27 protein-coding genes and 1 rRNA gene are annotated in these 26,622 nt (G+C 50.4%); 18 read left to right on the top strand and 10 right to left on the bottom strand.

Going from position 1 to position 26,622, the window contains the following annotated elements; translation table 11 throughout:
• The first annotated feature begins 4 nt into the window (after nucleotides 1-4).
• Nucleotides 5-120, top strand: a 5S ribosomal RNA gene (gene rrf / locus C0K55_RS02700).
• Nucleotides 121-479: 359 nt separating this feature from the next.
• Entirely contained in the window at nucleotides 480-1,778 is a 1,299-nt protein-coding gene (gene kgtP, locus C0K55_RS02690; RefSeq protein ID WP_016249093.1) for an alpha-ketoglutarate permease, read from the top strand.
• Here the strand turns inward: kgtP and C0K55_RS02685 are convergent.
• From C0K55_RS02685 to trxC, 5 genes are all read right to left on the bottom strand, one after another.
• A complete protein-coding gene (locus C0K55_RS02685) occupies nucleotides 1,775-2,098 on the bottom strand; it encodes a YfiM family lipoprotein (RefSeq protein ID WP_016262268.1) in 324 nt (107 codons plus the stop codon). The genes kgtP and C0K55_RS02685 overlap by 4 nt on opposite strands.
• A gap of 43 nt (nucleotides 2,099-2,141) precedes the next feature.
• Entirely contained in the window at nucleotides 2,142-3,497 is a 1,356-nt protein-coding gene (pssA, locus tag C0K55_RS02680; protein ID WP_016249092.1) for a CDP-diacylglycerol--serine O-phosphatidyltransferase, read from the bottom strand.
• Between the two features lie 113 nt (nucleotides 3,498-3,610).
• Nucleotides 3,611-6,271, bottom strand: a complete 2,661-nt coding sequence (patZ, locus tag C0K55_RS02675; protein ID WP_105266334.1) for a peptidyl-lysine N-acetyltransferase PatZ — start codon at nucleotides 6,269-6,271, stop codon at nucleotides 3,611-3,613.
• 31 nt (nucleotides 6,272-6,302) lie between these two features.
• Nucleotides 6,303-7,001 carry a tRNA-uridine aminocarboxypropyltransferase gene (tapT, locus tag C0K55_RS02670; RefSeq protein ID WP_001516900.1) on the bottom strand — a complete coding sequence of 233 codons (699 nt, stop codon included), beginning with the start codon at nucleotides 6,999-7,001 and terminating at the stop codon, nucleotides 6,303-6,305.
• A gap of 68 nt (nucleotides 7,002-7,069) precedes the next feature.
• A complete protein-coding gene (gene trxC, locus C0K55_RS02665) occupies nucleotides 7,070-7,489 on the bottom strand; it encodes a thioredoxin TrxC (protein WP_001098736.1) in 420 nt (139 codons plus the stop codon).
• A gap of 206 nt (nucleotides 7,490-7,695) precedes the next feature.
• Here trxC and C0K55_RS02655 point away from each other — a divergent pair, with 206 nt between their 5' ends.
• A complete protein-coding gene (locus C0K55_RS02655; RefSeq protein WP_000997429.1) occupies nucleotides 7,696-8,733 on the top strand; it encodes a tRNA/rRNA methyltransferase in 1,038 nt (345 codons plus the stop codon).
• Between the two features lie 47 nt (nucleotides 8,734-8,780).
• Here the strand turns inward: C0K55_RS02655 and ung are convergent, their stop codons facing one another.
• Nucleotides 8,781-9,470 carry a uracil-DNA glycosylase gene (gene ung / locus C0K55_RS02650; protein ID WP_001262704.1) on the bottom strand — a complete coding sequence of 230 codons (690 nt, stop codon included), beginning with the start codon at nucleotides 9,468-9,470 and terminating at the stop codon, nucleotides 8,781-8,783.
• 303 nt (nucleotides 9,471-9,773) lie between these two features.
• Between ung and grcA the strand changes: the two genes are divergently transcribed.
• Nucleotides 9,774-10,157, top strand: coding sequence for an autonomous glycyl radical cofactor GrcA (gene grcA, locus C0K55_RS02645; RefSeq protein WP_000627804.1), 384 nt, complete (start codon nucleotides 9,774-9,776; stop codon nucleotides 10,155-10,157).
• A 134-nt stretch (nucleotides 10,158-10,291) separates the two neighbouring features.
• Here grcA and srmB read toward each other — a convergent pair whose 3' ends face one another.
• Nucleotides 10,292-11,626 (bottom strand): ATP-dependent RNA helicase SrmB, encoded by a 1,335-nt coding sequence (srmB, locus tag C0K55_RS02640; RefSeq protein ID WP_000219188.1) that lies wholly within the window; start codon nucleotides 11,624-11,626, stop codon nucleotides 10,292-10,294.
• Between the two features lie 131 nt (nucleotides 11,627-11,757).
• Between srmB and trmN the strand changes: the two genes are divergently transcribed.
• On the top strand, nucleotides 11,758-12,495 hold the full coding sequence (gene trmN, locus C0K55_RS02635) for a tRNA(1)(Val) (adenine(37)-N(6))-methyltransferase TrmN (RefSeq protein WP_010378883.1): 738 nt from the start codon (nucleotides 11,758-11,760) through the stop codon (nucleotides 12,493-12,495).
• On the opposite strand, the gene nadB is transcribed toward trmN, so the two are convergent.
• Nucleotides 12,480-14,102, bottom strand: a complete 1,623-nt coding sequence (gene nadB / locus C0K55_RS02630; protein ID WP_016249088.1) for an L-aspartate oxidase — start codon at nucleotides 14,100-14,102, stop codon at nucleotides 12,480-12,482. The two genes, trmN and nadB, sit on opposite strands and share 16 nt — an antisense overlap.
• Before the next feature lie 255 nt (nucleotides 14,103-14,357).
• Between nadB and rseD the strand changes: the two genes are divergently transcribed.
• From rseD to acpS, 12 genes are all read left to right on the top strand, one after another.
• Complete coding sequence (rseD, locus tag C0K55_RS25850; protein WP_010378892.1) at nucleotides 14,358-14,513, top strand: rpoE leader peptide RseD; 156 nt, start codon at nucleotides 14,358-14,360, stop codon at nucleotides 14,511-14,513.
• Nucleotides 14,510-15,085, top strand: coding sequence for an RNA polymerase sigma factor RpoE (gene rpoE / locus C0K55_RS02625; protein ID WP_001295364.1), 576 nt, complete (start codon nucleotides 14,510-14,512; stop codon nucleotides 15,083-15,085). Before rseD ends, rpoE begins: the two co-directional genes overlap by 4 nt.
• 32 nt (nucleotides 15,086-15,117) lie before the next feature.
• Nucleotides 15,118-15,768, top strand: a complete 651-nt coding sequence (gene rseA / locus C0K55_RS02620) for an anti-sigma-E factor RseA (protein WP_105266335.1) — start codon at nucleotides 15,118-15,120, stop codon at nucleotides 15,766-15,768.
• Nucleotides 15,768-16,724, top strand: a complete 957-nt coding sequence (rseB, locus tag C0K55_RS02615) for a sigma-E factor regulatory protein RseB (RefSeq protein ID WP_000812042.1) — start codon at nucleotides 15,768-15,770, stop codon at nucleotides 16,722-16,724. The genes rseA and rseB overlap by 1 nt, the downstream gene beginning before the upstream one ends.
• Nucleotides 16,721-17,200, top strand: coding sequence for a SoxR-reducing system protein RseC (gene rseC / locus C0K55_RS02610; protein ID WP_016249085.1), 480 nt, complete (start codon nucleotides 16,721-16,723; stop codon nucleotides 17,198-17,200). The genes rseB and rseC overlap by 4 nt, the downstream gene beginning before the upstream one ends.
• Nucleotides 17,201-17,397: 197 nt before the next feature.
• Nucleotides 17,398-19,197: a translation elongation factor 4 gene (lepA, locus tag C0K55_RS02605; RefSeq protein ID WP_000790174.1), complete on the top strand. Its 1,800-nt coding sequence runs from the start codon at nucleotides 17,398-17,400 to the stop codon at nucleotides 19,195-19,197.
• A 15-nt stretch (nucleotides 19,198-19,212) separates the two neighbouring features.
• The gene (gene lepB / locus C0K55_RS02600; RefSeq protein ID WP_000002549.1) at nucleotides 19,213-20,187 is read left to right on the top strand and encodes a signal peptidase I; all 975 of its coding nucleotides are present in this window, start codon (nucleotides 19,213-19,215) and stop codon (nucleotides 20,185-20,187) included.
• 272 nt (nucleotides 20,188-20,459) lie between these two features.
• Nucleotides 20,460-21,140 (top strand): ribonuclease III, encoded by a 681-nt coding sequence (rnc, locus tag C0K55_RS02590; protein ID WP_001068343.1) that lies wholly within the window; start codon nucleotides 20,460-20,462, stop codon nucleotides 21,138-21,140.
• Nucleotides 21,137-22,042 carry a GTPase Era gene (gene era / locus C0K55_RS02585; RefSeq protein ID WP_000020738.1) on the top strand — a complete coding sequence of 302 codons (906 nt, stop codon included), beginning with the start codon at nucleotides 21,137-21,139 and terminating at the stop codon, nucleotides 22,040-22,042. The genes rnc and era overlap by 4 nt, the downstream gene beginning before the upstream one ends.
• Before the next feature lie 11 nt (nucleotides 22,043-22,053).
• Complete coding sequence (gene recO, locus C0K55_RS02580; protein ID WP_000399390.1) at nucleotides 22,054-22,782, top strand: DNA repair protein RecO; 729 nt, start codon at nucleotides 22,054-22,056, stop codon at nucleotides 22,780-22,782.
• An 11-nt stretch (nucleotides 22,783-22,793) separates the two neighbouring features.
• Nucleotides 22,794-23,525 (top strand): pyridoxine 5'-phosphate synthase, encoded by a 732-nt coding sequence (pdxJ, locus tag C0K55_RS02575; protein WP_001516896.1) that lies wholly within the window; start codon nucleotides 22,794-22,796, stop codon nucleotides 23,523-23,525.
• Entirely contained in the window at nucleotides 23,525-23,905 is a 381-nt protein-coding gene (gene acpS, locus C0K55_RS02570; RefSeq protein ID WP_000986026.1) for a holo-ACP synthase, read from the top strand. Before pdxJ ends, acpS begins: the two co-directional genes overlap by 1 nt.
• Before the next feature lie 702 nt (nucleotides 23,906-24,607).
• Here the strand turns inward: acpS and yfhL are convergent.
• Together yfhL and C0K55_RS02555 are read right to left on the bottom strand one after the other, a co-directional pair.
• Nucleotides 24,608-24,868 (bottom strand): 4Fe-4S dicluster ferredoxin YfhL, encoded by a 261-nt coding sequence (gene yfhL, locus C0K55_RS02560; RefSeq protein WP_001196284.1) that lies wholly within the window; start codon nucleotides 24,866-24,868, stop codon nucleotides 24,608-24,610.
• Nucleotides 24,869-24,923: 55 nt separating this feature from the next.
• Nucleotides 24,924-25,772 (bottom strand): MurR/RpiR family transcriptional regulator, encoded by an 849-nt coding sequence (locus C0K55_RS02555; RefSeq protein ID WP_001013776.1) that lies wholly within the window; start codon nucleotides 25,770-25,772, stop codon nucleotides 24,924-24,926.
• 208 nt (nucleotides 25,773-25,980) lie between these two features.
• Here C0K55_RS02555 and yfhb point away from each other — a divergent pair, with 208 nt between their 5' ends.
• Nucleotides 25,981-26,616, top strand: a complete 636-nt coding sequence (yfhb, locus tag C0K55_RS02550) for a phosphatidylglycerophosphatase C (RefSeq protein ID WP_061090351.1) — start codon at nucleotides 25,981-25,983, stop codon at nucleotides 26,614-26,616.
• Nucleotides 26,617-26,622: the final 6 nt, after the last annotated feature.

Below are 26,622 nucleotides of genomic sequence, written 5' to 3'. Positions count from 1 at the left end.
TTTGCCTGGCGGAGATAGCGCGGTGGTCCCACCTGACCCCATGCCGAACTCAGAAGTGAAACGCCGTAGCGCCGATGGTAGTGTGGGGCCTCCCCATGCGAGAGTAGGGAACTGCCAGGCATCAAATAAAGCGAAAGGCCATCCGTAAGGATGGCCTTTTTGCGCTGGTGCGGAAAAAATGCCGGATGCAATGCTGGCGAGCCTTATCTGTCCTGCGCAGGGTTACGGTAGGGGTCAGCAGCGCATTATTCCCCCACATACGCCAGATTCAGTAGCGGATACGGTTTCCCCAACCTGCCCGCTTCCATACGATCGCCTCACCTGCAATCCATCCTTAATATCCGCAATAATTATTCTTCTGCTAACTAAATTCTCAGTTATGGTTGTGCAAGCAAAATAACAAATGTATAACATTTGTCTTACTAAAAAATAAATAACAACCGACAAAAGCATCGGATTATGGCAGGAGAAATAATGGCATGGCAGAAAACACTGTAACGGCAGACGGCAAACTGACAAGTAGTGATACTCGTCGCCGCATTTGGGCAATTGTAGGGGCCTCATCAGGTAACCTGGTTGAGTGGTTCGATTTCTATGTCTACTCATTTTGTTCCCTCTATTTCGCCCACATCTTCTTCCCTTCAGATAACACAACCACTCAACTACTACAAACTGCCGGTATTTTTGCCGCAGGATTTCTGATGCGTCCAATAGGCGGCTGGTTATTTGGTCGTATTGCTGACAAACATGGCCGCAAGAAATCGATGCTGCTATCGGTATGTATGATGTGTTTTGGATCACTGGTCATAGCCTGCTTGCCAGGCTATGAAACAATTGGCACCTGGGCTCCGGCGTTGTTACTTCTCGCGCGTTTATTCCAGGGATTATCTGTAGGTGGAGAATATGGCACCAGCGCCACCTATATGAGTGAAGTTGCAGTAGAAGGACGCAAAGGGTTTTACGCTTCATTTCAGTATGTCACGTTGATAGGCGGGCAACTTCTGGCATTGTTGGTTGTGGTGGTTTTACAGCATACAATGGAAGATATCGCGCTTAGAGAGTGGGGGTGGCGTATTCCCTTTGCATTAGGCGCGGTGTTAGCCGTTGTGGCGTTATGGTTACGTCGTCAGTTGGATGAAACTTCGCAACAAGAAACGCGAGCTCTAAAAGAAGCGGGTTCAATGAAGGGATTATGGCGCAATCGCCGTGCATTCATCATGGTTCTCGGCTTTACGGCTGCGGGTTCTCTTTGTTTCTATACCTTCACCACCTATATGCAGAAGTATCTGGTGAATACTGCGGGTATGCACGCCAACGTAGCAAGCGGCATTATGACGGCGGCGCTGTTTGTATTTATGCTCATCCAGCCGATAATTGGAGCATTGTCGGATAAGATTGGCCGTCGGACTTCAATGTTATGTTTCGGCTCTCTGGCCGCTATTTTTACCGTCCCCATTCTTTCGGCATTGCAGAACGTCTCCTCACCTTATGCGGCTTTTGGTTTGGTGATGTGTGCCCTGCTGATTGTGAGTTTTTACACTTCAATTAGTGGGATCCTGAAGGCGGAAATGTTCCCGGCACAGGTTCGCGCATTAGGTGTTGGTCTGTCATATGCGGTCGCGAATGCCATATTTGGTGGCTCAGCGGAGTATGTGGCGTTGTCGCTAAAATCGATAGGAATGGAAACGGCATTCTTCTGGTATGTGACATTGATGGCCGTAGTCGCGTTTCTGGTTTCTTTGATGCTACATCATAAAGGGAAGGGGATGCGTCTTTAGTGATGAGCCATTTGCCAGACCGTATAACCGGTGGTGGCACCGGCTACGTCCCAGGCAAAATCTTTCCAGCTCCAGCCGCTCCCTTCGGGGCGGCTATCCCACAGCTCTTTTGACACGCCCAGACTTACAGAGAACATCAACCCGAACATGGCGCTGCGGTCGCGGCTTATCTCCCGATGCTGTGCATATTCATTTCCAGCCGCTGAAAGCATTGCCGAGGCGATAAAGTGTTGCGCTTTATCCTGTCCGCTCCAGCCATCGTTAGCCCTATGGCTGCAACCAGAAAGCAACAATAGCGAACAGGCAAAAAGAATACGCAACGTGGCCTCCAAAAAACAAACCCCGTACAGGACGGGGTTCAGATTACAGGATACGGCTAATTAATCGGTCGATACGGATACGACGCAAGCGACGGATAAGCTTGCGAACCTTCACCGGATAATCGGCAATACTTTGCAGATCGCGGTAGTGCTTAACGATAGTGGTATGCTCGCGGATCAGATCCAACTCTTTCTCACGCTGCGGCGCAAGCTCCAGTTGCGGATCGTGGATCAAAATGGCGTTTTCCAGATCCAGACGCCAGGCGCGAGGGTTCAGGTTATTACCGGTGATCAGCATCCACTTATCATCAACCCACATCCCTTTCAGGTGATAGGTATTGTCGTCATCTTTCCATAACCGGACCACTAACTGGTCAGTATTGACGTAATACTGCAAACGGCTCAGGAAACGACGCAGATTAATCTCGTAGAGATACGGCAGTGCGCCGATAATCTTGAAAGGTTCATCTTCCGGAATGTAGAAGTCATTTGCGGTTTTATCACCGACAATAATTTCGACTTTTTTCCCTTCGCGCAGCAATTGGATGATATTGCGCACGAGGATGGCCGGTAGGTTGAAGTATGGTGTGCAGATGGTCAGTTTTTGCTCGGCACACGGCATAAGATGGAAAATAGTCTTGTTCAACAGACTCGATTTTCCCAGACCCACTAATGGCGTTACGGAGAGTTGATCGTTATCGGCATCGCCCTGGAAATGATAAGCAGCATCACGCAACTCCTGGCGGAACAGGCGGATATCGTTTTTGATTTCCGGGCTTTTCGGACGGTGAATATCATCCAGACGGTTAACACCGCGACCATTCATAATATTCTGTGTAACCCATTCAAACATAATGTCTGACATTTTACGGTTACGGATCAGATGATAGCGGTCGTAGCGGTATTTATCATGCTGATGCAGGTAAACATCGTTCAGGCTGGCACCGCTATAAAGTACGCTATCGTCGATGATAAAGCCTTTAAAGTGCAGAACGCCCAGGGCTTCACGGGTATTGATCGGAACGCCATAAACCGGAACATCTACGCCCGGGTTTTCCTGCGCCATGCGGCAGTACCAGTCAGCATTGGTATTAGATGCCGCAGCGCCAATGCGCCCACGTTGTGCACGATGCCAGTCGACCAGCACCCGCACATCCAGTTCCGGACGCTGCCGTTTAGCCTCATACAACGCGCTCAGAATGCCTTTGCCACCGTCATCCTGCTCAAGATACAGGGCGACAATGCAAATGCGCTGCTTCGCGCTGGCTATTTTTTCCAGCAGTGTCTCCCGGAAGTCGGCGGGAGCGTAAAAAAAATCGACATCATCAACTGATTGAGAAATCTTGGGTAGTTGGGCAAGGTGTTGTTGATGTTTATTACGCTTAAATTTTGACAACATCACAGTGCATTTCTTCTCTGTTCATTGAAGGGTCCTCTGTGCAATGCAGACGACATAAGCGGGCAATAATAACACCAGTCCCGATTAAGTGGTCAACATTTCCAGTACCTTACTCATGATTCCTCGCGCTGGGCAAGATTTAGCGTCAGCCCAACGATCCCCTCTTCGAGCTGGATATCGACGTTAAACCCGAGCTTGCGGGCCAGCGCCACCATGCCACGATTGTTTGGCATCGTAATACCATTCAGACGTTGCAGTCCGTGATCTCGCGTATAGGTAATCAACTTTTCCATTAAGCGTCGACCTAAGCCTAACCCTTTGAGATCCGAGCGCACCAGTACGGCAAATTCGGCATCAATGTTATCAGGATCGGAGATCGCCCGAGTGACGCCAAGGATCTCTTCTTTTTGATCAATACGCCGTACAGCCACAAACGCCATTTCCCGATCGTAGTCGATCTGCGTCATGTTAGCTAAATCTTCATGGGTGAATTCGTTGATCTCGCTAAAGTAACGGTAATAAAGATCTTCTTTGGTGACTCGCGAAATGAATTGCTGAAGTTGTGGCTCATCTTCCGGCAAGATCGGGCGGAACAAGCAACGTTCGCCGTTTTTTAATTCTACCCACTCTTCTAACTGATGTGGGTACGGGCGCACAGCAAGGCGACTTTCGTTATTGCCTTCGAACGGTGCAATATCCACCGTGACATCCAGCGCGGTAAATTCACTGCCGGAAGCCAGTAAAGGGTGAATATCCAGCCGCTGAATTTCTGGGCAATCGACAATCAGGTTGGAAACCTGCACCAGTAACTGGCTTAAGCCCGCGATGTCGAGTGGACGCAGTGCGCTGCGTGCACGAATTTTTTTACTTTTGATTCCCTGAATGACCAGATAGCGAGCCAGATTCATGTTCAGCGGTGGCAGCGCCACGACAGCTTGATCTTCAGGACGCCACTCCACACCGCCCTCACCAAGCATGATCAACGGCCCAAAAACCGGATCGTGTTCCACGACTACACGCAGCTCCTGAGCGCCAGCACGATTAGCCATACTTTGCACCAACAGGCCGTGGATCCGTGCCTGCGGCCAGGCCATTTTTACCCGATCGAAAATAGCGTTCGCGGCTTGCTGGACTTCATTAGCCGTACGTAAATAGAGCATCACGCCCTGAACTTCCGATTTATGCGGAATATCCGGCGAGCGCAATTTCAGCGCCACCGGATAACCAATCTGTTCTGCAATATGCACAGCTTCGGTGCTGTCAGTGGCAATCCAGGTGGGAAGCGTGTTCATGCCATATGCTTGCAGGATTGGCTGAACCTCATGGGTATCGAGCGATGTCGCTCCTTCGGCAATGGCCTGCTGTAGCAGAATATGCGCTTCTGCGGTATTGGAGGTCAGATTGCTGGGTAACGCCGGTGTTTCGCGTAACTGCTTCTGGTTTCGACGGTACTCAACCATATGCATAAAAGCGGTGATAGTTCCTTCCGGTGTGCGATAGGTCGGAAGCCCGGCTTCACTGAATAAACGTCGCGCCTCTTGCGAGGAGTGTTCGCCGCACCAGTTAGTCAGCAGAGAGACATACTTGCTGCGAGGATGATGTTTTACTGCTTCAATTAATGCCTGTGCGCTTTCTGTGGCAGGCGCAGCGGCGCTGGGGGAATGGATAACCATCAGCGCATCAAAATCCTGGCTGTGGAGCAGAATATCCAGCGTTTTGACATAGTGCTCGCTGCTGGCGTCATCGCGTAGATCAAGCGGGTTAGAGATTGCTACATGTTCTGGCAGGGCATCGCGTAGTTTCTGGCAGGCCTCTTCACTTAACGTTGCCAGTTTACCATTGCGCGACCATAAGGCATCCAGCGCCAGTGCGGCAGGAGCAGCACCGTTGCTGATAATCATCAGCCGGTCGCCACGCAACGGACGCATGTGGCTAAGGGTTTCCACCGCCGAAAACAGTTCGTGGGTGTCCTGCACTCGCAACAAACCGGCACGCTGAATAGCTGCATCCCACGCCGGATCCATACCCGCTGTGGTGTTCAGCAATCTTTGCGCCGCCGGACTACGTCCGCTTTTAATCACCAGAATCGGCTTATTTCGCGAGGCACTACGGGCAGCCGACACAAAGCGTCGTGCGTCGCTTAATTGTTCGAGATAGAGCAAGATGGCGCTGGTTTTGCTGTCGCGTGCCAGGTAGTCGAGCAATTCATCAACGTCGATATCCAGGCTGTCACCGAGCGCAATAAAGTATGAAAACCCCATTTCACGCTGTTGCGCCCAGTCGAGGATGGTGTTGGAGACAGCAGCCGATTGTGAAATAAACGCCAGCTTGCCGCGCTTAATTGGCACTGGCGAAAAGCTGGCATTCAGCCCTTGCCAGGGAGCGAGTAATCCCAGACTGTTTGGTCCAAGCAGGCGCATGTTATGGCGCAGAGCGCAGGCGCGTAGGTCTTTGTGTTGTGATGTCGGTGAAGAAAGAATAATGCAGGTTTTACAGCCTTTCTCTCCAAGCTCTTCCAGAAGAGCAAGATTGCGGCTGGCATTAGTACATAGCACTGCGAGGTCAGGAGTAAAAGGCAAACTGGCGATGTCTGGCCATGCCAGCACGCCCTGTACCGCCTTCCAGGCTGGCGTCACCGGCAGCACCGGTCCGTTAAAGCCTCCAGCCAGCAGGTTACGCATCATCAGGTAACCTGCGCGATTGGGTTTCATCGACGCGCCAATTACCGCAATCGATTTTGGTCGCAGTAGTGCTTCCAGTCCTCGCTGACTCATACCGGTCTCCCGCAGAAGTGACCGAATGATTTTAAACGATTTCTAACTGTTCTGCTGTGATACTACCCAGATGTTGCGTTTTTCCTGCCAGATAGCGCGTTTTAAAGCGAGTGAAATGCTCGCCTAAGCCCGTTGCGGCTTTGGTGTCACCCGCCATATCTAAAAGTGCGATGGCTACCTCAGCGGTGCAATATTGGCCTTCACTCTGAGCTTCACGCAGGCGATAGGCAGACAAACGCGAAAGATCGACGGAAATGACGGGAAGATTATCCAGATACGGACTTTTACGAAACATCTTCCGCGCTTCCGGCCAGGTGCCATCGAGCATGATAAATAGCGGTGGCTTACCAGGAGGAGGCGTAAAGATCACTTCTCGTTGCTCATCCGCATATGAGGCAGGAAAAACCACCATTGGCTGATAATACGGGTTTTGCACCAGATCCAGCAGTTCTTGCGATGGTTCGGTACGTGACCATTGAAACGCGACGGTATCTGGCAAGATATCGGCAATCAAACGTCCAGTATTGCTGGGTTTCATTGGCTCGGTGTCAAACATCAGCAAACAAAAGCGGCTTTTTGCTTCCGTTGGGGTGATGGTTGAACAGAGGCATAATTTCTCTGGCAAAAGGCAGCGTTGGCAACGACGAACGCGATTACCACGGGCAAGAAAAGGACGTGTTGCGCGCGCAATACGCTCGGCGCGTAACTGGAGAACAGCGTTTTCGGTCATAAGAGAGCGTCGAAAAAATGCCATTGTCGCAGAGGAGAAAACGGGGCACAAGATGCGCCCCGATAAGATTAAAGAGATTCGTTCAGCCAGCTATCAAACGGTGCTTTCGGCACTGCGCCGTTAAGCATGTCGACAACCTGACCATTTTTGAAAATCATGATCGTCGGAATACTGCGAATACCAAAGCGACTGCTTAATTCACGTTCAGCTTCGGTATTCACTTTTACAAAACGCACTTTACCGCTACGCTCTTGTGCAACATCTTCAAAAATCGGTGCGAAGTTACGGCAAGGGCCGCACCACGGTGCCCAGAAGTCGATCACCACAGGCAGATCGTCTTTCAGCAATTTGTCGAGTGTTTCACCGGTCGCATTAATCACCTCTCCGTCAAACAGGTCGTGACCGCAGCGTCCGCATTTTGCCGCATCGTCAATCCGTTCGTCGGGAATGCGGTTGATGGCCTGACAATGGGTACAAACGGTATTCATAACTAACCTCGGGATGAGTAAGGAGACTTATCGGCAACGACGCCGGTATGTTTCTAATATGTTACATATTATCGAGGGCATTGTTCCAGACAACAATCTGTTTTATTCAATGGGTATGATAGTCGCAGGCTTTGGAACGAAATCATGGCGAACCGCGCGCACTTCGGGTAATCTGCGCGCTTCGCGCAGCGCTGGTGGAGAAAAGCATGAACGATGAAATGAAAAGCAAAAGCGGCAAGGTCAAAGTGATGTATGTCCGCAGTGATGATGATTCTGATAAACGAACCCACAACCCGCGAACCGGGAAAGGGGGCGGGCGTCCAGGAAAATCTCGTGCCGACGGTGGCCGTCGCCCCGCCCGCGATGACAAACAGAGTCAGCCCCGTGACCGCAAGTGGGAAGAGTCGCCGTGGCGAACTGTTTCCCGCGCGCCGGGTGATGAGGCACCGGAAAAGGCCGATCACGGTGGCATCAGTGGTAAAAGTTTTATTGATCCGGAAGTGTTGCGTCGTCAGCGTGCGGAAGAAACCCGCGTCTACGGCGAAAACGCATGTCAGGCACTGTTCCAGAGCCGTCCGGAAGCGATTGTTCGCGCCTGGTTTATCCAGAGTGTAACGCCGCGTTTTAAAGAAGCATTGCGCTGGATGGCGGCAAACCGCAAAGCGTACCACGTGGTAGATGAAGCCGAGCTGGCAAAAGCGTCAGGCACGGAACATCACGGCGGCGTTTGCTTCCTGATCAAAAAGCGCAACGGCACAACCGTGCAGCAGTGGGTAAGCCAGGCAGGTGCACAGGATTGCGTACTGGCGTTGGAAAATGAATCTAACCCACATAATCTGGGCGGGATGATGCGTAGCTGTGCGCACTTCGGCGTGAAAGGTGTTGTTGTGCAGGATGCGGCGTTGCTGGAATCGGGTGCGGCTATCCGTACCGCAGAAGGTGGCGCAGAGCATGTGCAACCGATTACTGGCGACAACATTGTTAATGTGCTGGATGATTTCCGTCAGGCGGGTTACACCGTGGTGACCACTTCCAGCGAACAGGGCCAACCACTGTTCAAAACCAGTTTGCCAGCGAAAATGGTGTTGGTTTTGGGGCAGGAATATGAAGGGTTACCAGATGCTGCGCGTGATCCAAACGATCTGCGAGTGAAGATTGACGGTACTGGCAATGTTGCTGGTCTGAATATCTCTGTCGCAACGGGTGTTCTGCTTGGTGAATGGTGGCGTCAGAATAAAGCCTGATAAATCAGCCGGATGGCAGTTCTGCCATCCGGCATTTTCCCGCAAATTTACTCGCTCTCTGCCGGTAATACAGGTATCCAGTTAATCGGCTTCTCGCCACGTTGTTCCAGCCACTGATTTGCCAGTACAAAATGGTTACAGCCAAAGAATCCACGATGGGCCGATAACGGCGACGGATGCGGTGCTTTCAGTACGTGATGGCGTTGCTTATCTATAATTGCCCCTTTCTTTTGCGCATGCGACCCCCACAGTAAAAACACCACGCCTTCGCGATGCTGATTAATCAGGCTGATGACTTTATCGGTGAACGTCTCCCAGCCGAGGCTGGCGTGGGAATGCGCCTGACCTGCACGTACAGTCAATACGGTATTGAGCAGCAGCACGCCCTGGCGCGCCCAGCTTTCCAGGTAACCATGCGTCGGGCGGGTAAAGCCTGGGATGGTATTTTCCAGCTCTTTATACATATTCAGCAGTGACGGCGGTGTCGCAATACCGGGACGAACAGAAAATGCCAGACCATGTGCCTGTCCAGGTCCGTGGTAAGGATCCTGGCCGAGAATCACAACTTTGACATCGCTCAACTCAGTAAAACGGAAGGCATTAAAGACATCTTTTTGTGGCGGATAGATAGTGATGCCAGACTGCCGCTCACTGGCGACGGTCTGAAGGGTATTAAGAAAATAGGGTTGCTGCTTCTCTTCAGCCAGCACGTCATGCCAGGTTAATTCGTTAGCCATCTCGCTCTCCTGCGGATCTTCAATCCACCTAGCTTAACTGCTTCTTTCTACAGAACAAAATCAAGCTCATTTTTTAGACACAATCGAGTGCAAAAAAATGTAAATTGGTAAAATTTCACACCCGCATAAGTTGATGTAAAACAATAAAATCTATTTGCGACCACGCTTACCGTGTGGTTTTTATTGATTTAAATCAAAGAATCAAGAGTGTTTGAGGAGTATATATACACTCAAACAACAATGGTTTTACCAATTGGCCGCGACAGGCTGACAAATCAAATAATTTTGCCGGGGAGGCATCACATGATTACAGGTATCCAGATTACTAAAGCCGCTAATGACGATCTGCTGAACTCTTTCTGGCTGCTGGACAGCGAAAAAGGCGAAGCGCGTTGCATCGTTGCGAAAGCAGGATTTGCAGAAGACGAAGTGGTTGCAGTAAGCAAACTGGGTGATATTGAATACCGTGAAGTTCCAGTAGAAGTTAAACCAGAAGTTCGCGTGGAAGGTGGTCAGCACCTGAACGTAAACGTTCTGCGTCGCGAAACTCTGGAAGATGCTGTTAAGCATCCGGAAAAATATCCGCAGTTGACTATCCGTGTATCCGGTTATGCAGTTCGCTTCAACTCTCTGACTCCGGAACAGCAGCGCGACGTTATCGCTCGTACCTTTACTGAAAGCCTGTAAGGCTTAAGTAGCAAGATATTACAGAAGCGGAAGAGGGTGACCTCTTCCGCTTTTTGTCTATATAGATAACCATCAGTCAGGCTGGTGGTTATCTATAGACAAAAATAATGCCGGGATAAAACCCGGCATTATTTTTACTCTTCTGTCGTTTGCGGCGGCACGCCTGTTCCGCTTGGTTTGCGGCGCTTACCAATATTTTTGGTATCGCGGTGGCGTTTTTTCACCCGTGGCTTCTCTTTCTCTTTAGCCTTTTTCTTCTCGGCGCGTTTTGCCAGGACTTTCTTCGATGGTTTACCCGTCTGTTTCTCGCTTGGCGCACGCGTTTTCGGGCGTAACTCATCAATGACGCGAGCTTTAATCGGCTCTTCAATATAACGACTAACTTTGCCCAGCAGCAGATGGTCATGGGCTTCAACCAGTGAAATCGCGATCCCTTTACGACCGGCGCGAGCGGTACGCCCGATTCGGTGCAAATAGGTATCGCCACTGCGCGGCATATCGAAGTTAAAGACGTGGCTGACATCCGGAATGTCGATACCACGTGCGGCAACGTCGGTGGCAACCAGCACGTTTACGCGACCTTCAGTCAGACGCTTAATCGCTTCATTACGCTTGCCTTGTACCATCTCACCTTCGAGATAGCAGTTGTTGATGCCTGCTTCGCGCAACCAGTTTGCCAGTTCATGCACACGCTCACGCTTGCGCACAAATACGATTGAGCGAGTCGCTTCCGGCTGTTTTAACAGATGTACCAGCAACGCAGTTTTATGCTCAAGGTCATCGGCACGGTAATACCACTGATGAATCTTTTTGCGCTCACGGGTGGATGGATTAGCAGAAACTTCCACCGGATCCTCCAGCAGACGTTCGGCAAAATCCTGAATGGCATCGCCTTCCAGCGTAGCTGAGAAGAGCAGGGTTTGCTTACGCCAGCGAGTTTCGCCAGCAATATGTTCGATATCCTGGGCGAAGCCCATATCCAGCATACGGTCTGCTTCGTCAAGGATCAGTGTTTCAACCGCGCGGCAATCGAAGTTCTCTTCTTTTATGTATTGCAGCAGACGTCCGGTCGTGGCGACCACGATGTCCTGGTTTTCGCTGAACACTTCCGCGTGGTTCATATAGGCCACGCCGCCGGTGATGGTGGCAATATCCAGATGTGTATGTTTCGCCAGTTCACGGGCATGATCGGCCACCTGCATCGCCAGTTCGCGAGTTGGGGTGAGGATCAAAATACGCGGTGGACCGGATTTCTTACGCGGGAAATCGAGCAGGTGCTGCAACGCTGGCAGCAGATACGCCGCCGTTTTACCGGTGCCTGTCGGCGCAGAACCGAGTACATCACGGCCATCGAGCGCAGGCGGAATGGCGGCAGCCTGAATGGCGGTCGGGCGAGTGAAACCTTTATCCTGGAGGGCTTCCAGCAGGCTTTCGTCGAGTTCAAGTTCGGAAAAAGTCGTTACAGTCATGTTCTACCTCTGTGTGGGGCGCTGATTATAGACGTTACGGCTGCAATCTTCATCTGTTTGTATGGATATCGCTTCTCAGGTATTGTTCTTACCCGGTGCTATCGCCGTTTTTACAGCAAGGTTTTATTTTCATGTCACAGTCTACATCCGTGCTTCGTCGTAATGGATTTACTTTTAAACAGTTTTTTGTCGCGCACGATCGCTGTGCGATGAAAGTGGGAACGGATGGAATTTTACTGGGCGCATGGGCTCCTGTGGCAGGGGTAAAACGCTGCCTTGATATCGGCAGTGGTAGCGGGCTACTGGCGCTAATGCTGGCGCAACGAACTGATGACAGCGTGATGATTGATGCAGTTGAACTGGAAAGTGAGGCAGCGGCTCAGGCGCAGGAAAATATCGCGCAGTCCCCGTGGGCAGAGCGGATTAATATCCATACGGCGGATATTCAGCAGTGGATAACCCAGCAGGCCGCGCGTTTTGACTTAATTATCAGTAACCCGCCGTATTATCAGCAGGGGGTTGAGTGCGCGACGCCGCAACGGGAACAGGCGCGCTATACCACTACGTTGGATCACCAGACGTTGCTTACTTGTGCGGCAGAATGCATTACCGAAGAGGGATTTTTCTGCGTGGTGCTGCCGGAGCAGATTGGTAATGGTTTTACTGAACTGGCATTAAGCATGGGATGGCATTTACGTTTACGGACGGACGTGGCGGAAAACGAGGCTCGATTACCGCATCGGGTGCTACTGGCATTCTCCCCACTGGCGGGGGAATACTTTAGCGATCGGTTAGTGATTCGTGGGCCAGACCAGAACTATTCTGAAGCGTATACGGCGCTGACCCAGGCTTTTTATTTGTTTATGTAATGATGGCCAGGCGAGAGAATCGACGGACCGGAATGCGTGAGCAACTCCGGGTAGTCCAGCGTGTAATGCAAGCCCCGACTCTCCTTGCGCATCATCGCGCAGCGAACAATTAACTCGGCAACCTGCACCAGATTACGCAGTTCCAGTAAATTATTCGACACCCGAAAGTGGGCATAATATTCGTCTATTTCCTGCTGCAACATATTGATCCGTCGCAGGGCACGCTCCAGGCGCTTTGTTGTGCGCACAATACCGACGTAATCCCACATAAACAGACGCAGCTCATGCCAGTTATGTTGGAGCACCACCAGCTCGTCAGGATCCTCAACGCGGCTTTCATCCCATGACGGCAAGCGGTTGACGCCACGTGCATAAGGCATCCGTCTTTCAATGTCTTCCGCCGCCGACCAGCCGTAGACCAGACATTCCAGCAATGAGTTAGAGGCCATTCGGTTAGCGCCATGTAATCCTGTGTAGCTCACTTCGCCAATCGCATACAGCCCATCAACATCAGTACGCCCATAGTCATCCACCATTACACCGCCGCAAGTATAGTGCGCAGCAGGTACTATCGGCACAGGCTCTTTAGTGAGATCAATACCCAGACCCAGCAACTTTTCATAAATCATCGGGAAATGCTGACAAATAAAATCCGCAGGCTTATGACTAATATCTAGGAACATACAATCCGCGCCGAGGCGTTTCATTTCATAGTCAATAGCGCGGGCAACAATATCGCGCGGAGCCAGTTCACCACGCTCATCAAAATCGGGCATAAAGCGTGTGCCGTCCGGGCGCTTCAAATAAGCGCCTTCGCCACGTAAAGCTTCCGTTAACAGGAAGTTCCGCGCCTGTGGATGATACAGCGCCGTTGGGTGGAACTGATTAAATTCGAGATTAGCAACCCGGCAACCGGCGCGCCAGGCCATGGCAATACCATCACCAGAGGAAATATCCGGATTGGTGGTGTACTGATAAACCTTCGATGCGCCGCCAGTTGCCAGCACCACAGCTTTCGCATGACAGGTTTCTACCGCTTCTTTATTGCGATTCCACACCCATGCTCCGACCACTCGTCGCGTCCCCGGCAGACCAATTTTGTCGGAAATAATCAGATCGACTGCGTTGCTGCGTTCCAGTACACGAATATTCGGATGACTCTGCGCCTTGCTCACCAGCGTAGTTTCTACTTCTTTACCAGTGGCGTCGGCGGCATGAAGAATACGGCGGTGGCTATGACCGCCTTCACGGGTCAGATGGTAACTTTCTTCCCCATTTGGTTGCACCTGGGTATCAAACAATACCCCTTGATCGATCAACCATTGCACACAGGAACGCGCATTGCTGGCAACAAACTTAACCGCATGGCTATCGCAAATTCCGGCACCGGCAACCAACGTATCTTCCACATGTGAATCGATACTGTCAGTTTCATCAAACACGGCAGCAATTCCGCCCTGGGCGTAAAACGTCGAGCCTTCAGTAACAGAGCCTTTGCTAAGAACGATGACATGATGCTTATCTGCCAGACGTAGTGCCAGTGAAAGCCCGGCAGCGCCACTACCGATAATCAACACATCACAAGAATATTCAGGGAAAGTATTCATTTTTGTTGTTTAATTTACTAAACACAGTCCGGTCAGCATAGCATCATGTTGTACAATTAAACACCTGCTATTTTAATGTTTGTTACAATGGCTAAACATATTGTTTCTGGGAGGCGGAAAAAAGGGAAGTTGCTCGTCGACGGAGGATTAGGTGGTGAAATAAAAAGGCCGTTGGGTTACTCTTCAGGCAGTTAAATGGGCATTTCTGCACAGATAATGCGTTATTCAGATTCTGTAGACTTATAATGATAGATAATGATCCGTCTACAGCATGACAAACAAAAACAGATGCGTTACGGAACTTTACAAAAACGAGACACTCTAATCTTTTGCTTGCTCAAATTGCAGCTAATGGAGTGGCGTTTCGACAGCGCGTGGAAATTTGGTTTGGGGAGACTTTACCTCGGATGAGCGAGCAGTTAACGGACCAGGTCCTGGTTGAACGGGTCCAGAAGGGAGATCAGAAAGCTTTTAACTTACTGGTAGTGCGCTATCAGCATAAAGTGGCGAGTCTGGTTTCCCGCTATGTGCCGTCGGGTGATGTTCCCGATGTGGTACAAGAAGCTTTTATTAAAGCCTATCGTGCGCTGGATTCGTTCCGGGGAGATAGTGCTTTTTATACATGGCTGTATCGGATTGCTGTTAATACGGCAAAAAATTACTTGGTTGCTCAGGGGCGTCGTCCACCTTCCAGCGATGTGGATGCCATTGAAGCAGAAAACTTCGAAAGTGGCGGCGCGCTGAAAGAAATTTCGAACCCTGAGAACTTAATGTTGTCAGAAGAACTGAGACAGATAGTTTTCCGAACTATTGAGTCCCTCCCGGAAGATTTACGCATGGCAATAACCTTGCGGGAGCTGGATGGTCTGAGCTATGAAGAGATAGCCGCTATCATGGATTGTCCGGTGGGTACGGTGCGTTCACGTATCTTCCGAGCGAGGGAAGCTATTGATAATAAAGTTCAACCGCTTATCAGGCGTTGACGATAGCGGGATACTGGATAAGGGTATTAGGCATGCAGAAAGAACAACTTTCCGCTTTAATGGATGGCGAAACGCTGGATAGTGAGCTGCTTAACGAACTGGCTCACAACCCGGAGATGCAGAAAACCTGGGAAAATTATCACTTAATCCGTGACTCTATGCGGGGTGATACTCCCGAGGTACTCCATTTCGATATCTCTTCACGCGTGATGGCCGCCATTGAAGAAGAGCCCGTTCGCCAACCGACGATATTGATCCCAGAGGCTCAGCCTGCGCCGCATCAATGGCAGAAAATACCATTCTGGCAGAAAGTTCGTCCGTGGGCGGCACAGCTCACCCAAATGGGTGTAGCGGCATGCGTATCGCTTGCAGTTATCGTTGGCGTCCAGCACTATAATGGACAATCTGAAACGTCCCAGCAGCCCGAAACACCGGTATTTAATACTCTGCCGATGATGGGTAAAGCCAGTCCGGTAAGCCTGGGAGTACCTTCTGAAGCGACCGCGAACAATGGTCAACAGCAGCAGGTACAGGAGCAGCGTCGTCGCATTAATGCCATGTTGCAGGATTACGAATTGCAACGTCGACTCCACTCCGAACAGCTTCAGTTTGAGCAGGCACAGACACAGCAAGCCGCTGTACAAGTGCCAGGAATTCAAACTTTAGGAACGCAATCGCAGTAATGAAGCAACTTTGGTTTGCCATGTCATTAGTGACAGGTAGCCTGTTATTCTCTGCTAACGCCTCGGCCACTCCCGCGTCCGGGGCGTTATTACAGCAGATGAACCTGGCTAGCCAGTCACTGAATTACGAGCTGTCATTCATCAGCATCAATAAACAAGGTGTTGAGTCTCTGCGTTATCGACATGCACGCCTCGATAACCGTCCTCTTGCACAGTTGTTGCAAATGGATGGCCCGCGCCGGGAAGTGGTACAGCGCGGCAATGAAATCAGCTACTTTGAACCGGGTCTTGAACCGTTCACTCTTAATGGCGATTACATTGTTGATTCTCTGCCATCGCTCATCTATACCGATTTCAAACGCCTTTCTCCTTACTACGACTTTATCTCTGTGGGGCGCACCCGTATTGCTGACCGCTTATGTGAGGTAATCCGCGTGGTAGCCCGTGATGGCACACGCTACAGCTACATCGTGTGGATGGACACCGAATCGAAATTACCGATGCGGGTTGATCTCCTTGATCGCGATGGTGAGACACTGGAGCAATTCCGCGTGATCGCTTTCAACGTTAATCAGGATATCAGCAACAGTATGCAGACACTGGCGAAGGCAAACTTGCCGCCTCTGCTTTCTGTACCTGTTGGTGAGAAAGCCAAATTTAATTGGGCTCCAACCTGGTTGCCACAGGGCTTTAGCGAAGTTTCCAGCAGTCGACGTCCGTTACCGACGATGGATAACATGCCCATCGAATCGCGTCTCTATTCCGACGGGTTGTTCAGCTTCTCGGTAAACGTTAACCGCGCTACGCCATCCAGTACCGATCAGATGTTGCGAACCGGACGCCGAACGGTCAGCACCAGCATACGCGACAACGCGGAAATCACCATTGTTGGTGAACTGCCACCGCAAACGGCGAAACGAATTGCCGAGAATATTAAGTTTGGGGCAGCGGAATGATCAAAGAGTGGGCTACTGTCGTCTCCTGGCAAAACGGGCAGGCGCTGGTCAGTTGCGATGTTAAAGCTTCATGCAGCAGTTGCGCTTCCCGCGCAGGTTGCGGCAGTCGCGTGTTGAATAAACTAGGCCCGCAAACCACACATACCATCGTCGTATCCTGTGATGAACCGTTAGTGCCGGGGCAGAAAGTTGAATTGGGAATCGCTGAAAGCAGCCTGCTTAGCTCCGCATTATTGGTTTATATGTCGCCGCTGGTGGGATTATTCCTTGTCGCTTCGTTATTTCAGCTACTCTTTGCTTCAGATATTGCAGCATTATGCGGAGCAATCCTCGGCGGCGTTGGTGGATTCCTTATTGCGCGAGGATACTCACGTAAGTTTGCCGCCCGAACAGAATGGCAACCGATCATCTTAAGTGTGGCATTGCCGCCTGGCCTTGTGCGATATGAAGCATCTTCGGAAGACGCGAGCCAGTGATTTCACTGGCTTTATTGTATTTTGCATAACAAATGCGAGGACGTTTTCAGATACCACAATCCATACGGTATGAACATTTCCTCGCCTCAATGTTGTAGTGTAGAATGCGGCGTTTCTATTAATACAGACGTTAAGCTCAGAACAGCGACTTCTAAAAGCCTGGTTAACCGGGCATTAAGGCACAATAATCATACTTTATGAAGAATATACGTAACTTTTCGATCATAGCTCACATTGACCACGGTAAATCGACGCTGTCTGACCGTATTATCCAGATCTGCGGTGGCCTGTCTGACCGTGAAATGGAGGCACAGGTTCTCGATTCCATGGATCTTGAGCGTGAGCGTGGTATTACTATCAAAGCGCAGAGCGTGACGCTGGACTATAAAGCGTCCGATGGCGAAACCTATCAACTTAACTTTATCGACACCCCGGGTCACGTGGACTTCTCCTATGAAGTATCCCGTTCGCTGGCTGCTTGTGAAGGTGCATTGTTAGTGGTCGATGCAGGGCAGGGCGTAGAAGCGCAAACCCTGGCAAACTGCTACACCGCGATGGAAATGGACCTCGAGGTGGTGCCGGTACTTAACAAAATTGACTTACCAGCAGCCGATCCTGAACGCGTTGCGGAAGAAATCGAAGATATCGTCGGCATCGACGCTACCGACGCAGTGCGTTGCTCGGCAAAAACAGGTGTTGGTGTGCAGGATGTACTGGAACGTCTGGTGCGTGACATTCCGCCGCCGGAGGGAGATCCAGAAGGCCCATTGCAGGCACTGATTATCGACTCCTGGTTCGACAACTACCTGGGCGTTGTTTCACTTATCCGTATTAAAAACGGCACCCTGCGTAAGGGTGATAAAGTGAAAGTCATGAGTACCGGGCAGACTTATAACGCCGACCGCCTGGGTATTTTCACGCCGAAACAAGTTGATCGTACTGAACTGAAATGTGGTGAAGTAGGTTGGTTGGTTTGTGCGATTAAAGATATTCACGGCGCACCAGTAGGCGATACCTTAACGCTGGCGCGTAATCCGGCAGAAAAAGCGCTGCCAGGCTTTAAGAAAGTTAAACCTCAGGTTTATGCCGGTCTGTTCCCGGTAAGTTCCGACGACTATGAAGCCTTCCGCGACGCGCTGGGCAAATTGAGTCTGAACGATGCCTCTCTGTTCTACGAGCCGGAAAGTTCTACAGCGCTGGGCTTTGGCTTCCGCTGCGGCTTCCTCGGCCTGCTGCATATGGAGATCATTCAGGAACGTCTGGAACGTGAATACGATCTTGACCTGATTACCACGGCACCGACAGTAGTGTATGAAGTAGAAACTACGGGGAAAGAAGTTATCTACGTCGACAGCCCGTCTAAGCTGCCAGCAGTGAATAACATCTACGAACTGCGTGAGCCGATCGCGGAATGTCACATGCTGCTGCCGCAGGCATATCTCGGTAACGTTATTACGCTGTGCGTAGAAAAACGTGGTGTACAGACCAATATGGTTTACCACGGTAATCAGGTGGCGCTGACGTACGAGATCCCGATGGCGGAAGTGGTGCTCGACTTCTTCGATCGCTTGAAATCTACCTCGCGTGGTTATGCGTCTCTGGATTACAACTTCAAACGCTTCCAGGCTTCCGACATGGTGCGTGTTGACGTTTTAATCAACGGTGAACGTGTCGATGCGCTGGCGTTGATCACCCACCGTGATAATTCGCAAAACCGTGGTCGCGAGCTGGTGGAGAAGATGAAAGATCTAATCCCACGCCAGCAGTTTGATATTGCCATTCAGGCAGCGATTGGTACGCACATTATCGCGCGTTCCACCGTGAAGCAGCTTCGTAAAAACGTACTGGCCAAATGTTATGGCGGCGATATCAGCCGTAAGAAAAAGCTGCTGCAGAAGCAGAAAGAAGGTAAGAAACGCATGAAGCAGATCGGTAACGTCGAGCTGCCGCAGGAAGCGTTCCTCGCCATTCTGCATGTCGGCAAAGACAACAAATAATCTTTAGGAGTTGGCATGGCGAATATGTTTGCCCTGATTCTGGTGATTGCCACACTGGTGACGGGCATTTTATGGTGCGTGGATAAATTCTTTTTCGCACCTAAACGGCGGGAACGTCAGGCAGCAGCGCAGGCGGCTGCTGGAGACTCACTGGATAAAGCTACGCTGAAAAAAGTTGCGCCAAAACCAGGTTGGCTGGAAACCGGTGCTTCTGTATTTCCGGTGCTGGCACTTGTGTTAATTGTGCGTTCATTTATTTATGAACCGTTCCAGATCCCGTCAGGTTCGATGATGCCGACTCTGTTAATCGGTGACTTCATTCTGGTGGAGAAATTTGCCTACGGTATTAAAGATCCTATCTACCAGAAAACGCTGATCGAAACCGGCCATCCGAAACGTGGTGATATTGTGGTCTTTAAATACCCGGAAGATCCAAAGCTTGATTACATCAAGCGTGCGGTTGGCTTACCGGGCGATAAAGTCACTTACGATCCGGTTGCGAAAGAGCTGACTATTCAACCTGGATGCAGTTCCGGTCAGGCGTGTGAAAACGCGCTACCGGTAACGTATTCCAACGTGGAGCCGAGCGATTTTGTTCAAACCTTCTCTCGTCGTAATGGTGGGGAAGCGACCAGCGGATTCTTTGAAGTGCCGAAAAACGAAACTAAAGAAAACGGTATTCGTCTTTCTGAACGTAAAGAGACACTGGGTGATGTTACACACCGCATCCTGACAGTACCTATCGCTCAGGACCAGGTAGGGATGTATTACCAGCAGCCAGGGCAACAACTGGCAACCTGGATTGTCCCGCCGGGCCAATACTTCATGATGGGTGACAACCGCGATAACAGCGCGGACAGTCGTTACTGGGGTTTTGTGCCAGAAGCTAACCTGGTGGGTCGGGCGACGGCTATCTGGATGAGTTTCGATAAACAGGAAGGCGAATGGCCAACTGGCGTTCGTTTAAGTCGCATCGGCGGCATTCACTAATTGTCGTTATCCGTTCACGTTGTCACTGTTATGGTGGCAACGTGAATTATTTATGAGATAAATCTCCCGTGGCTAACGACATCCCTTGTCGTTGTGTATAGAATATTCCCCCGAAGTTTCAGGTTGGCGCCTTCTGGTCGCCACGGCACACGAAACAGCGTTGGTCCCCATATACAGGTCAACTGAAACTGCTGAAAAGCTGTTAGCAGAACCCTGCATATCAGGTCTGTTTCGTGTGCTGAATTGTTGACGCATTTATTTATTGGTATCGCATGAACCCCATCGTAATTAATCGGCTTCAACGGAAGCTGGGCTACACTTTTAATCATCAGGAACTGCTGCAGCAGGCATTAACTCACCGCAGTGCCAGCAGTAAACATAACGAGCGTCTGGAATTTTTAGGCGACTCTATTCTAAGCTACGTTATCGCTAATGCGTTGTATCACCGTTTCCCGCGAGTGGATGAAGGGGATATGAGCCGGATGCGCGCCACGCTGGTACGCGGTAATACGCTGGCAGAACTGGCTCGTGAATTTGAGTTAGGCGAGTGCTTGCGTTTAGGGCCGGGTGAACTTAAAAGCGGTGGATTTCGTCGCGAGTCAATTCTTGCTGACACCGTTGAAGCATTAATTGGCGGCGTATTCCTCGACAGCGATATTCAGACTGTCGAGAAATTAATCCTTAACTGGTATCAAACTCGTCTGGACGAAATTAGTCCGGGCGATAAACAAAAAGATCCGAAAACGCGCTTGCAGGAATATTTGCAGGGGCGCCATCTGCCTCTGCCAACTTATCTGGTGGTCCAGGTACGTGGCGAAGCGCACGATCAGGAATTTACGATCCACTGCCAGGTTAGCGGCCTGAGCGAACCGGTGGTTGGCACAGGTTCAAGCCGTCGTAAGGCTGAACAGGCTGCCGCCGAACAGGCGTTGAAAAAACTGGAGCTGGAATGAGCATCGATAAAAGTTACTGCGGATTTATTGCCATCGTCGGACGTCCGAATGTTGGCAAATCCACATTGTTGAATAAACTGTTAGGGCAGAAAATCTCCATCACCTCCCGCAAGGCGCAGACTACACGTCACCGTATTGTGGGTATCCATACTGAAGGTGCGTATCAGGCGATCTACGTTGATACCCCGGGCCTGCATATGGAAGAGAAGCGTGCCATTAACCGCTTGATGAACAAAGCGGCAAGCAGCTCCATTGGCGACGTTGAGCTGGTTATTTTTGTCGTTGAAGGCACCCGTTGGACGCCGGACGATGAAATGGTGCTCAACAAGCTGCGTGACGGTAAAGCGCCGGTGATTCTCGCGGTGAACAAAGTAGACAACGTGCAGGAGAAAGCCGATCTACTGCCGCACTTACAGTTTCTGGCAAGCCAAATGAATTTCCTCGATATCGTGCCAATCTCAGCCGAAACTGGGCTAAACGTCGACACTATCGCGGCAATTGTACGCAAACACCTTCCAGAAGCGACGCATCACTTCCCGGAAGATTACATTACCGATCGTTCGCAGCGGTTTATGGCCTCTGAAATCATTCGTGAAAAGCTGATGCGTTTCCTCGGTGCAGAACTGCCGTACTCTGTAACCGTGGAGATCGAACGTTTTGTCACCAATGAGCGCGGTGGTTATGACATCAACGGTTTGATTCTCGTTGAGCGTGAAGGGCAGAAGAAGATGGTAATTGGCAACAAAGGGGCCAAGATCAAAACCATCGGTATTGAAGCGCGTAAAGACATGCAAGAAATGTTCGAAGCGCCTGTCCACCTTGAGCTATGGGTGAAAGTGAAATCTGGTTGGGCCGACGATGAACGCGCACTGCGTAGTCTCGGTTACGTTGACGATCTCTAAGAGTTACACCGATGGAAGGCTGGCAGCGCGCATTCGTACTGCATAGTCGTCCCTGGAGCGAAACCAGCCTGATGCTGGACGTCTTCACGGAGGAATCGGGACGCGTGCGTCTGGTTGCTAAAGGCGCACGTTCAAAACGTTCTACCCTGAAAGGCGCATTGCAGCCTTTCACCCCCCTCTTGCTTCGTTTTGGCGGGCGCGGTGAAGTCAAAACGCTGCGCAGTGCTGAAGCCGTCTCGCTGGCACTGCCGCTAAGCGGTATCACGCTTTACAGCGGGCTTTACATCAACGAACTCCTCTCCCGCGTACTGGAATACGAAACACGCTTTTCGGAACTTTTTTTCGATTATTTGCATTGTATCCAGGCACTGGCAGGGATCACAGGTACGCCAGAACCGGCGTTGCGTCGTTTTGAACTGGCGCTCCTTGGGCATCTGGGTTATGGCGTCAATTTTACCCATTGCGCAGGTAGCGGTGAGCCGGTGGATGACAACATGACGTATCGTTACCGCGAAGAAAAAGGATTTATCGCCAGTGTGGTTATCGACAATAAAACCTTTACCGGACGGCAGTTGAAAGCGTTACATGCGCGGGAATTTCCTGACGCAGACACATTGCGCGCCGCGAAACGCTTTACCCGTATGGCCCTTAAGCCTTATCTTGGCGGTAAACCTTTAAAAAGCAGGGAACTGTTCCGGCAGTTTATACCTAAGCGGACAGTGAAAACATTTAATGACTGATGAGGATTGTCATGGCTGAATTACTGTTGGGCGTCAACATTGACCATATCGCAACGCTGCGCAATGCACGCGGTACTGCTTATCCGGACCCGGTTCAGGCCGCATTTATTGCAGAACAGGCGGGGGCGGACGGCATTACCGTGCATTTACGTGAAGATCGCCGCCACATTACAGACCGTGACGTGCGCATCCTCCGTCAGACGCTAGATACCCGCATGAATCTGGAGATGGCGGTAACTGAAGAGATGCTGGCGATTGCCGTTGAGACGAAGCCGCATTTCTGCTGTCTGGTGCCGGAAAAGCGTCAGGAAGTGACAACCGAAGGCGGCCTGGACGTCGCGGGTCAGCGTGACAAAATGCGCGATGCCTGCAGACGTCTGGCAGATGCCGGGATTCAGGTTTCTCTGTTTATCGACGCTGACGAAGAGCAGATCAAAGCTGCAGCAGAGGTGGGGGCACCATTTATCGAAATCCACACCGGTTGTTACGCTGATGCCAAAACGGACGCTGAACAGGCGCAAGAGCTGGCGCGAATCGAGAAAGCCGCGACCTTTGCCGCAAGCCTCGGTTTGAAAGTTAATGCTGGTCACGGTCTGACCTATCACAACGTGAAAGCTATTGCCGCTATCCCAGAGATGCACGAACTGAATATAGGTCATGCCATTATTGGTCGCGCAGTAATGACCGGACTGAAAGATGCCGTGGCAGAAATGAAACGCCTGATGCTGGAAGCGCGTGGCTAATGGCAATATTAGGTTTAGGCACGGATATCGTGGAGATCGCTCGCATAGAAGCGGTAATCGCGCGATCCGGTGATCGCCTGGCACGACGTGTATTAAGCGATAATGAATGGGAGATCTGGAAAACGCATCATCAGCCGGTGCGTTTTCTGGCAAAACGTTTTGCTGTGAAAGAGGCGGCGGCAAAAGCGTTTGGTACTGGGATCCGTAATGGCCTGGCATTTAATCAGTTTGAAGTGTTTAACGATGAGCTCGGCAAGCCAAGACTACGGTTGTGGGGCGAGGCGTTAAAACTGGCAGAAAAGTTGGGCGTCGCACATATGCATGTAACGCTGGCAGATGAACGCCACTACGCTTGTGCCACGGTAATCATTGAAAGTTAAAAGCCCTTCCTGAATATCAAAAAAGTACCGTTCTTTTTAAAAAGTAAAACCCCCGAACAGGTAAGGAGCAGGGGGGTACTTTACTATTTTAATATTGTGCAGCACACGATTCCAACAGAAATGATTATGGAGCAGTTTAGTTGGTCTGTATAAGCAACTTGCAATTTCTGGCATAAAAATGCGAGCCGGGACGAAGAATTTAATATTGATGAGAAGATTAACGTGACCACTTTTTCATAAATACATTAGAATTGGCGTCGTTATTGGAGATTTTGCTGTGTTCTACACTATATTACTGAATTCCCCCATTGAAACGAGTGGTGTCATCAAAGCTTGCGGCACTCGATTCCAGTAACTCGCACGTTCAGTTTTGGGGAGATGTAAGGGCTAATCTGAATGGCTGTATTCCTTGTTTAAGGAAAAACAAATGACGGATTGTCGATATACCTTATTAAACAGGGCATTAAAGTCGTCATTGCTATTTTACAGTTGATCCCTCTGTTCTTGTAACACCAGAAAACGTAATTAAGGCGCGTCGGGTGAACCCGCCGGGCGCGCCTTTAATAATGATAATTAAGTGTCTGCGCAGATATTATGGAGTTTTATTTAATGAATGTGTTTATTAATGGCAACATGAAAATAAATATAATAATTTCGTTTTACAAGAGTAAATAATCAATATTTTGCTCCAGAAGCAAAATACTAAATTTTATCCGCGTGATGCATCAGCACAAACTTATCCCACAACTGTTCTTCCGTCTCGACATGCTCCGGATCTTTCACAATGGTATTGGGGATCGGACATACTTTCTGGCAGGTTGGCGTCTCGTAGTGACCTACGCATTCCGTACACTTATCGCTGTTAATCTCGTAGATGTGATCGCCCATTGAAATCGCCTCATTCGGGCATTCAGGTTCACACATATCACAATTGATGCATTTTTTAGTGATTAACAGCGCCATAAGGAAACTCTCAAAACAACACAAACCGGGCGGGCATTATACGCGCATTCTTTACTCAAACCAGTTTTTTCACCAGAGCCTCGCTGTGGCGAATGCGTTCTGGGGCTAACTCGAGATCTTGTTGTATCAGTGCAATAAACAGCAAATCCGTTAGCATTCCCTGAGCATGACATGCAGAGATCGAAGCACTGTTCGTCGCTTGTTCTTCGGCTATGGTATACAGGCAATGAGAAGCGCGCTGTTGCAGGGCATTGGGGGTGAAACCGGTGATGGCCAGCACTTTACCGCCCACTCGTAACATCTCATCTGCTGCCAGGTTTAACTCGCGCCGCACGCCCGTGTATGAGATGGCTAATAACAAATCGTCCGGCGATGAAGCCTGTACTGTAGCGAGTAACGCGTGCATATCACGCTCAGCGGCAGCATTAAAACCAATCTTCATCAGCTTCCAGGCAAAATTCTGCGCCACCAGGCCGGAAGCGCCAATGCCGGTCAGAATAATCCGCCGTGCAGAACGAAGCATCGCTACGCATTCATGTAGCTTCTCCTCACTATTGACGTTCAGTGTTGCGTACATGGCAGCAGTATTTTCTTTAATCAGTTTTTCGCCCACCAGCCGTAACGGATCATCACCACGAATTTGGTTATGAATGGGTACGGAGGGAGATTCCGGTTGGCTTGCCAGAGCTTCACTCAATGCCAGCTTTAAGGCCGGAAAACCTTTATAGCCGAGTTTTTGCGCGAACTTCACTACGCTGGACTGACTGACTCCGGCTTCGTTGGCCAGTTGTTGGGAGCTAAGGTGGCGGGCAGTGTCAGGTTGTAGCAGGAGATAGTCCGCCAGCTTTTTATCGCTCTGGGCAAGTCCCTGGTAACGCTGACGAATACGAAGTAAGCCGTTCATATCTTTCCTCGCGATGAATTAATGGCGACAACAGGCAATATGAGACACAAGCGAGCGAATATTATATTCCATCACAGTCAATTACCATGAATTAAAAATTCCAGTCAGCCATTATGCGATAGATTGATGCCGGAAAAGTGATGATCTATCTGTTAGGCTATGTAGTAGCAAAAATTAATCAGGATGTATCAGTCCAGAGGGGTATGGTTTGGCAACTCACGAGCGTCGTGTGGTGTTTTTTGACTTAGATGGAACATTGCATCAACAGGATATGTTTGGCTGTTTTCTGCGCTACTTACTGCGCCGCCAGCCGCAGAATGCGCTACTTGTTCTGCCGCTGTTGCCGATCATTGTCATTGCATTATTAATCAAGGGCCGAGCGGCACGTTGGCCGATGAGCCTGCTGCTATGGGGTTGTACCTTTGGTCATAGCGAAGCGCGTATACAGGCGTTGCAGGCCGATTTTGTGCGTTGGTTTCGCGACAATGTTACAGCCTTTCCGCTAGTGCAGGAACGTCTGACCAGCTATCTGTTAAGTTCCGATGCCGACATTTGGTTGATTACCGGTTCCCCTCAGCCGTTGGTCGAAGCGGTTTATTTCGATACGCCCTGGTTACCACGCGTTAATCTTATCGCCAGTCAGATCCAGCGCGGCTATGGCGGCTGGGTGCTGACCATGCGCTGTCTCGGCCATGAAAAGGTCGCGCAACTGGAACGCAAAATCGGCACGCCGCTGCGACTTTACAGTGGCTATAGTGATAGTAACCAGGACAACCCGCTACTCTATTTCTGTCAGCATCGCTGGCGGGTAACGCCTCGCGGCGAACTCCAGCAACTGGAATAGAGTAAC

Origin of the sequence: Escherichia sp. MOD1-EC6098 (assembly GCF_002965865.1) — a bacterium.
Classification (GTDB): Bacteria; Pseudomonadota; Gammaproteobacteria; order Enterobacterales; family Enterobacteriaceae; genus Escherichia; species Escherichia marmotae.
The sequence above is the reverse complement of the archived record's forward strand: the minus strand, read 5'-3'. Positions and strand labels throughout refer to the sequence as shown.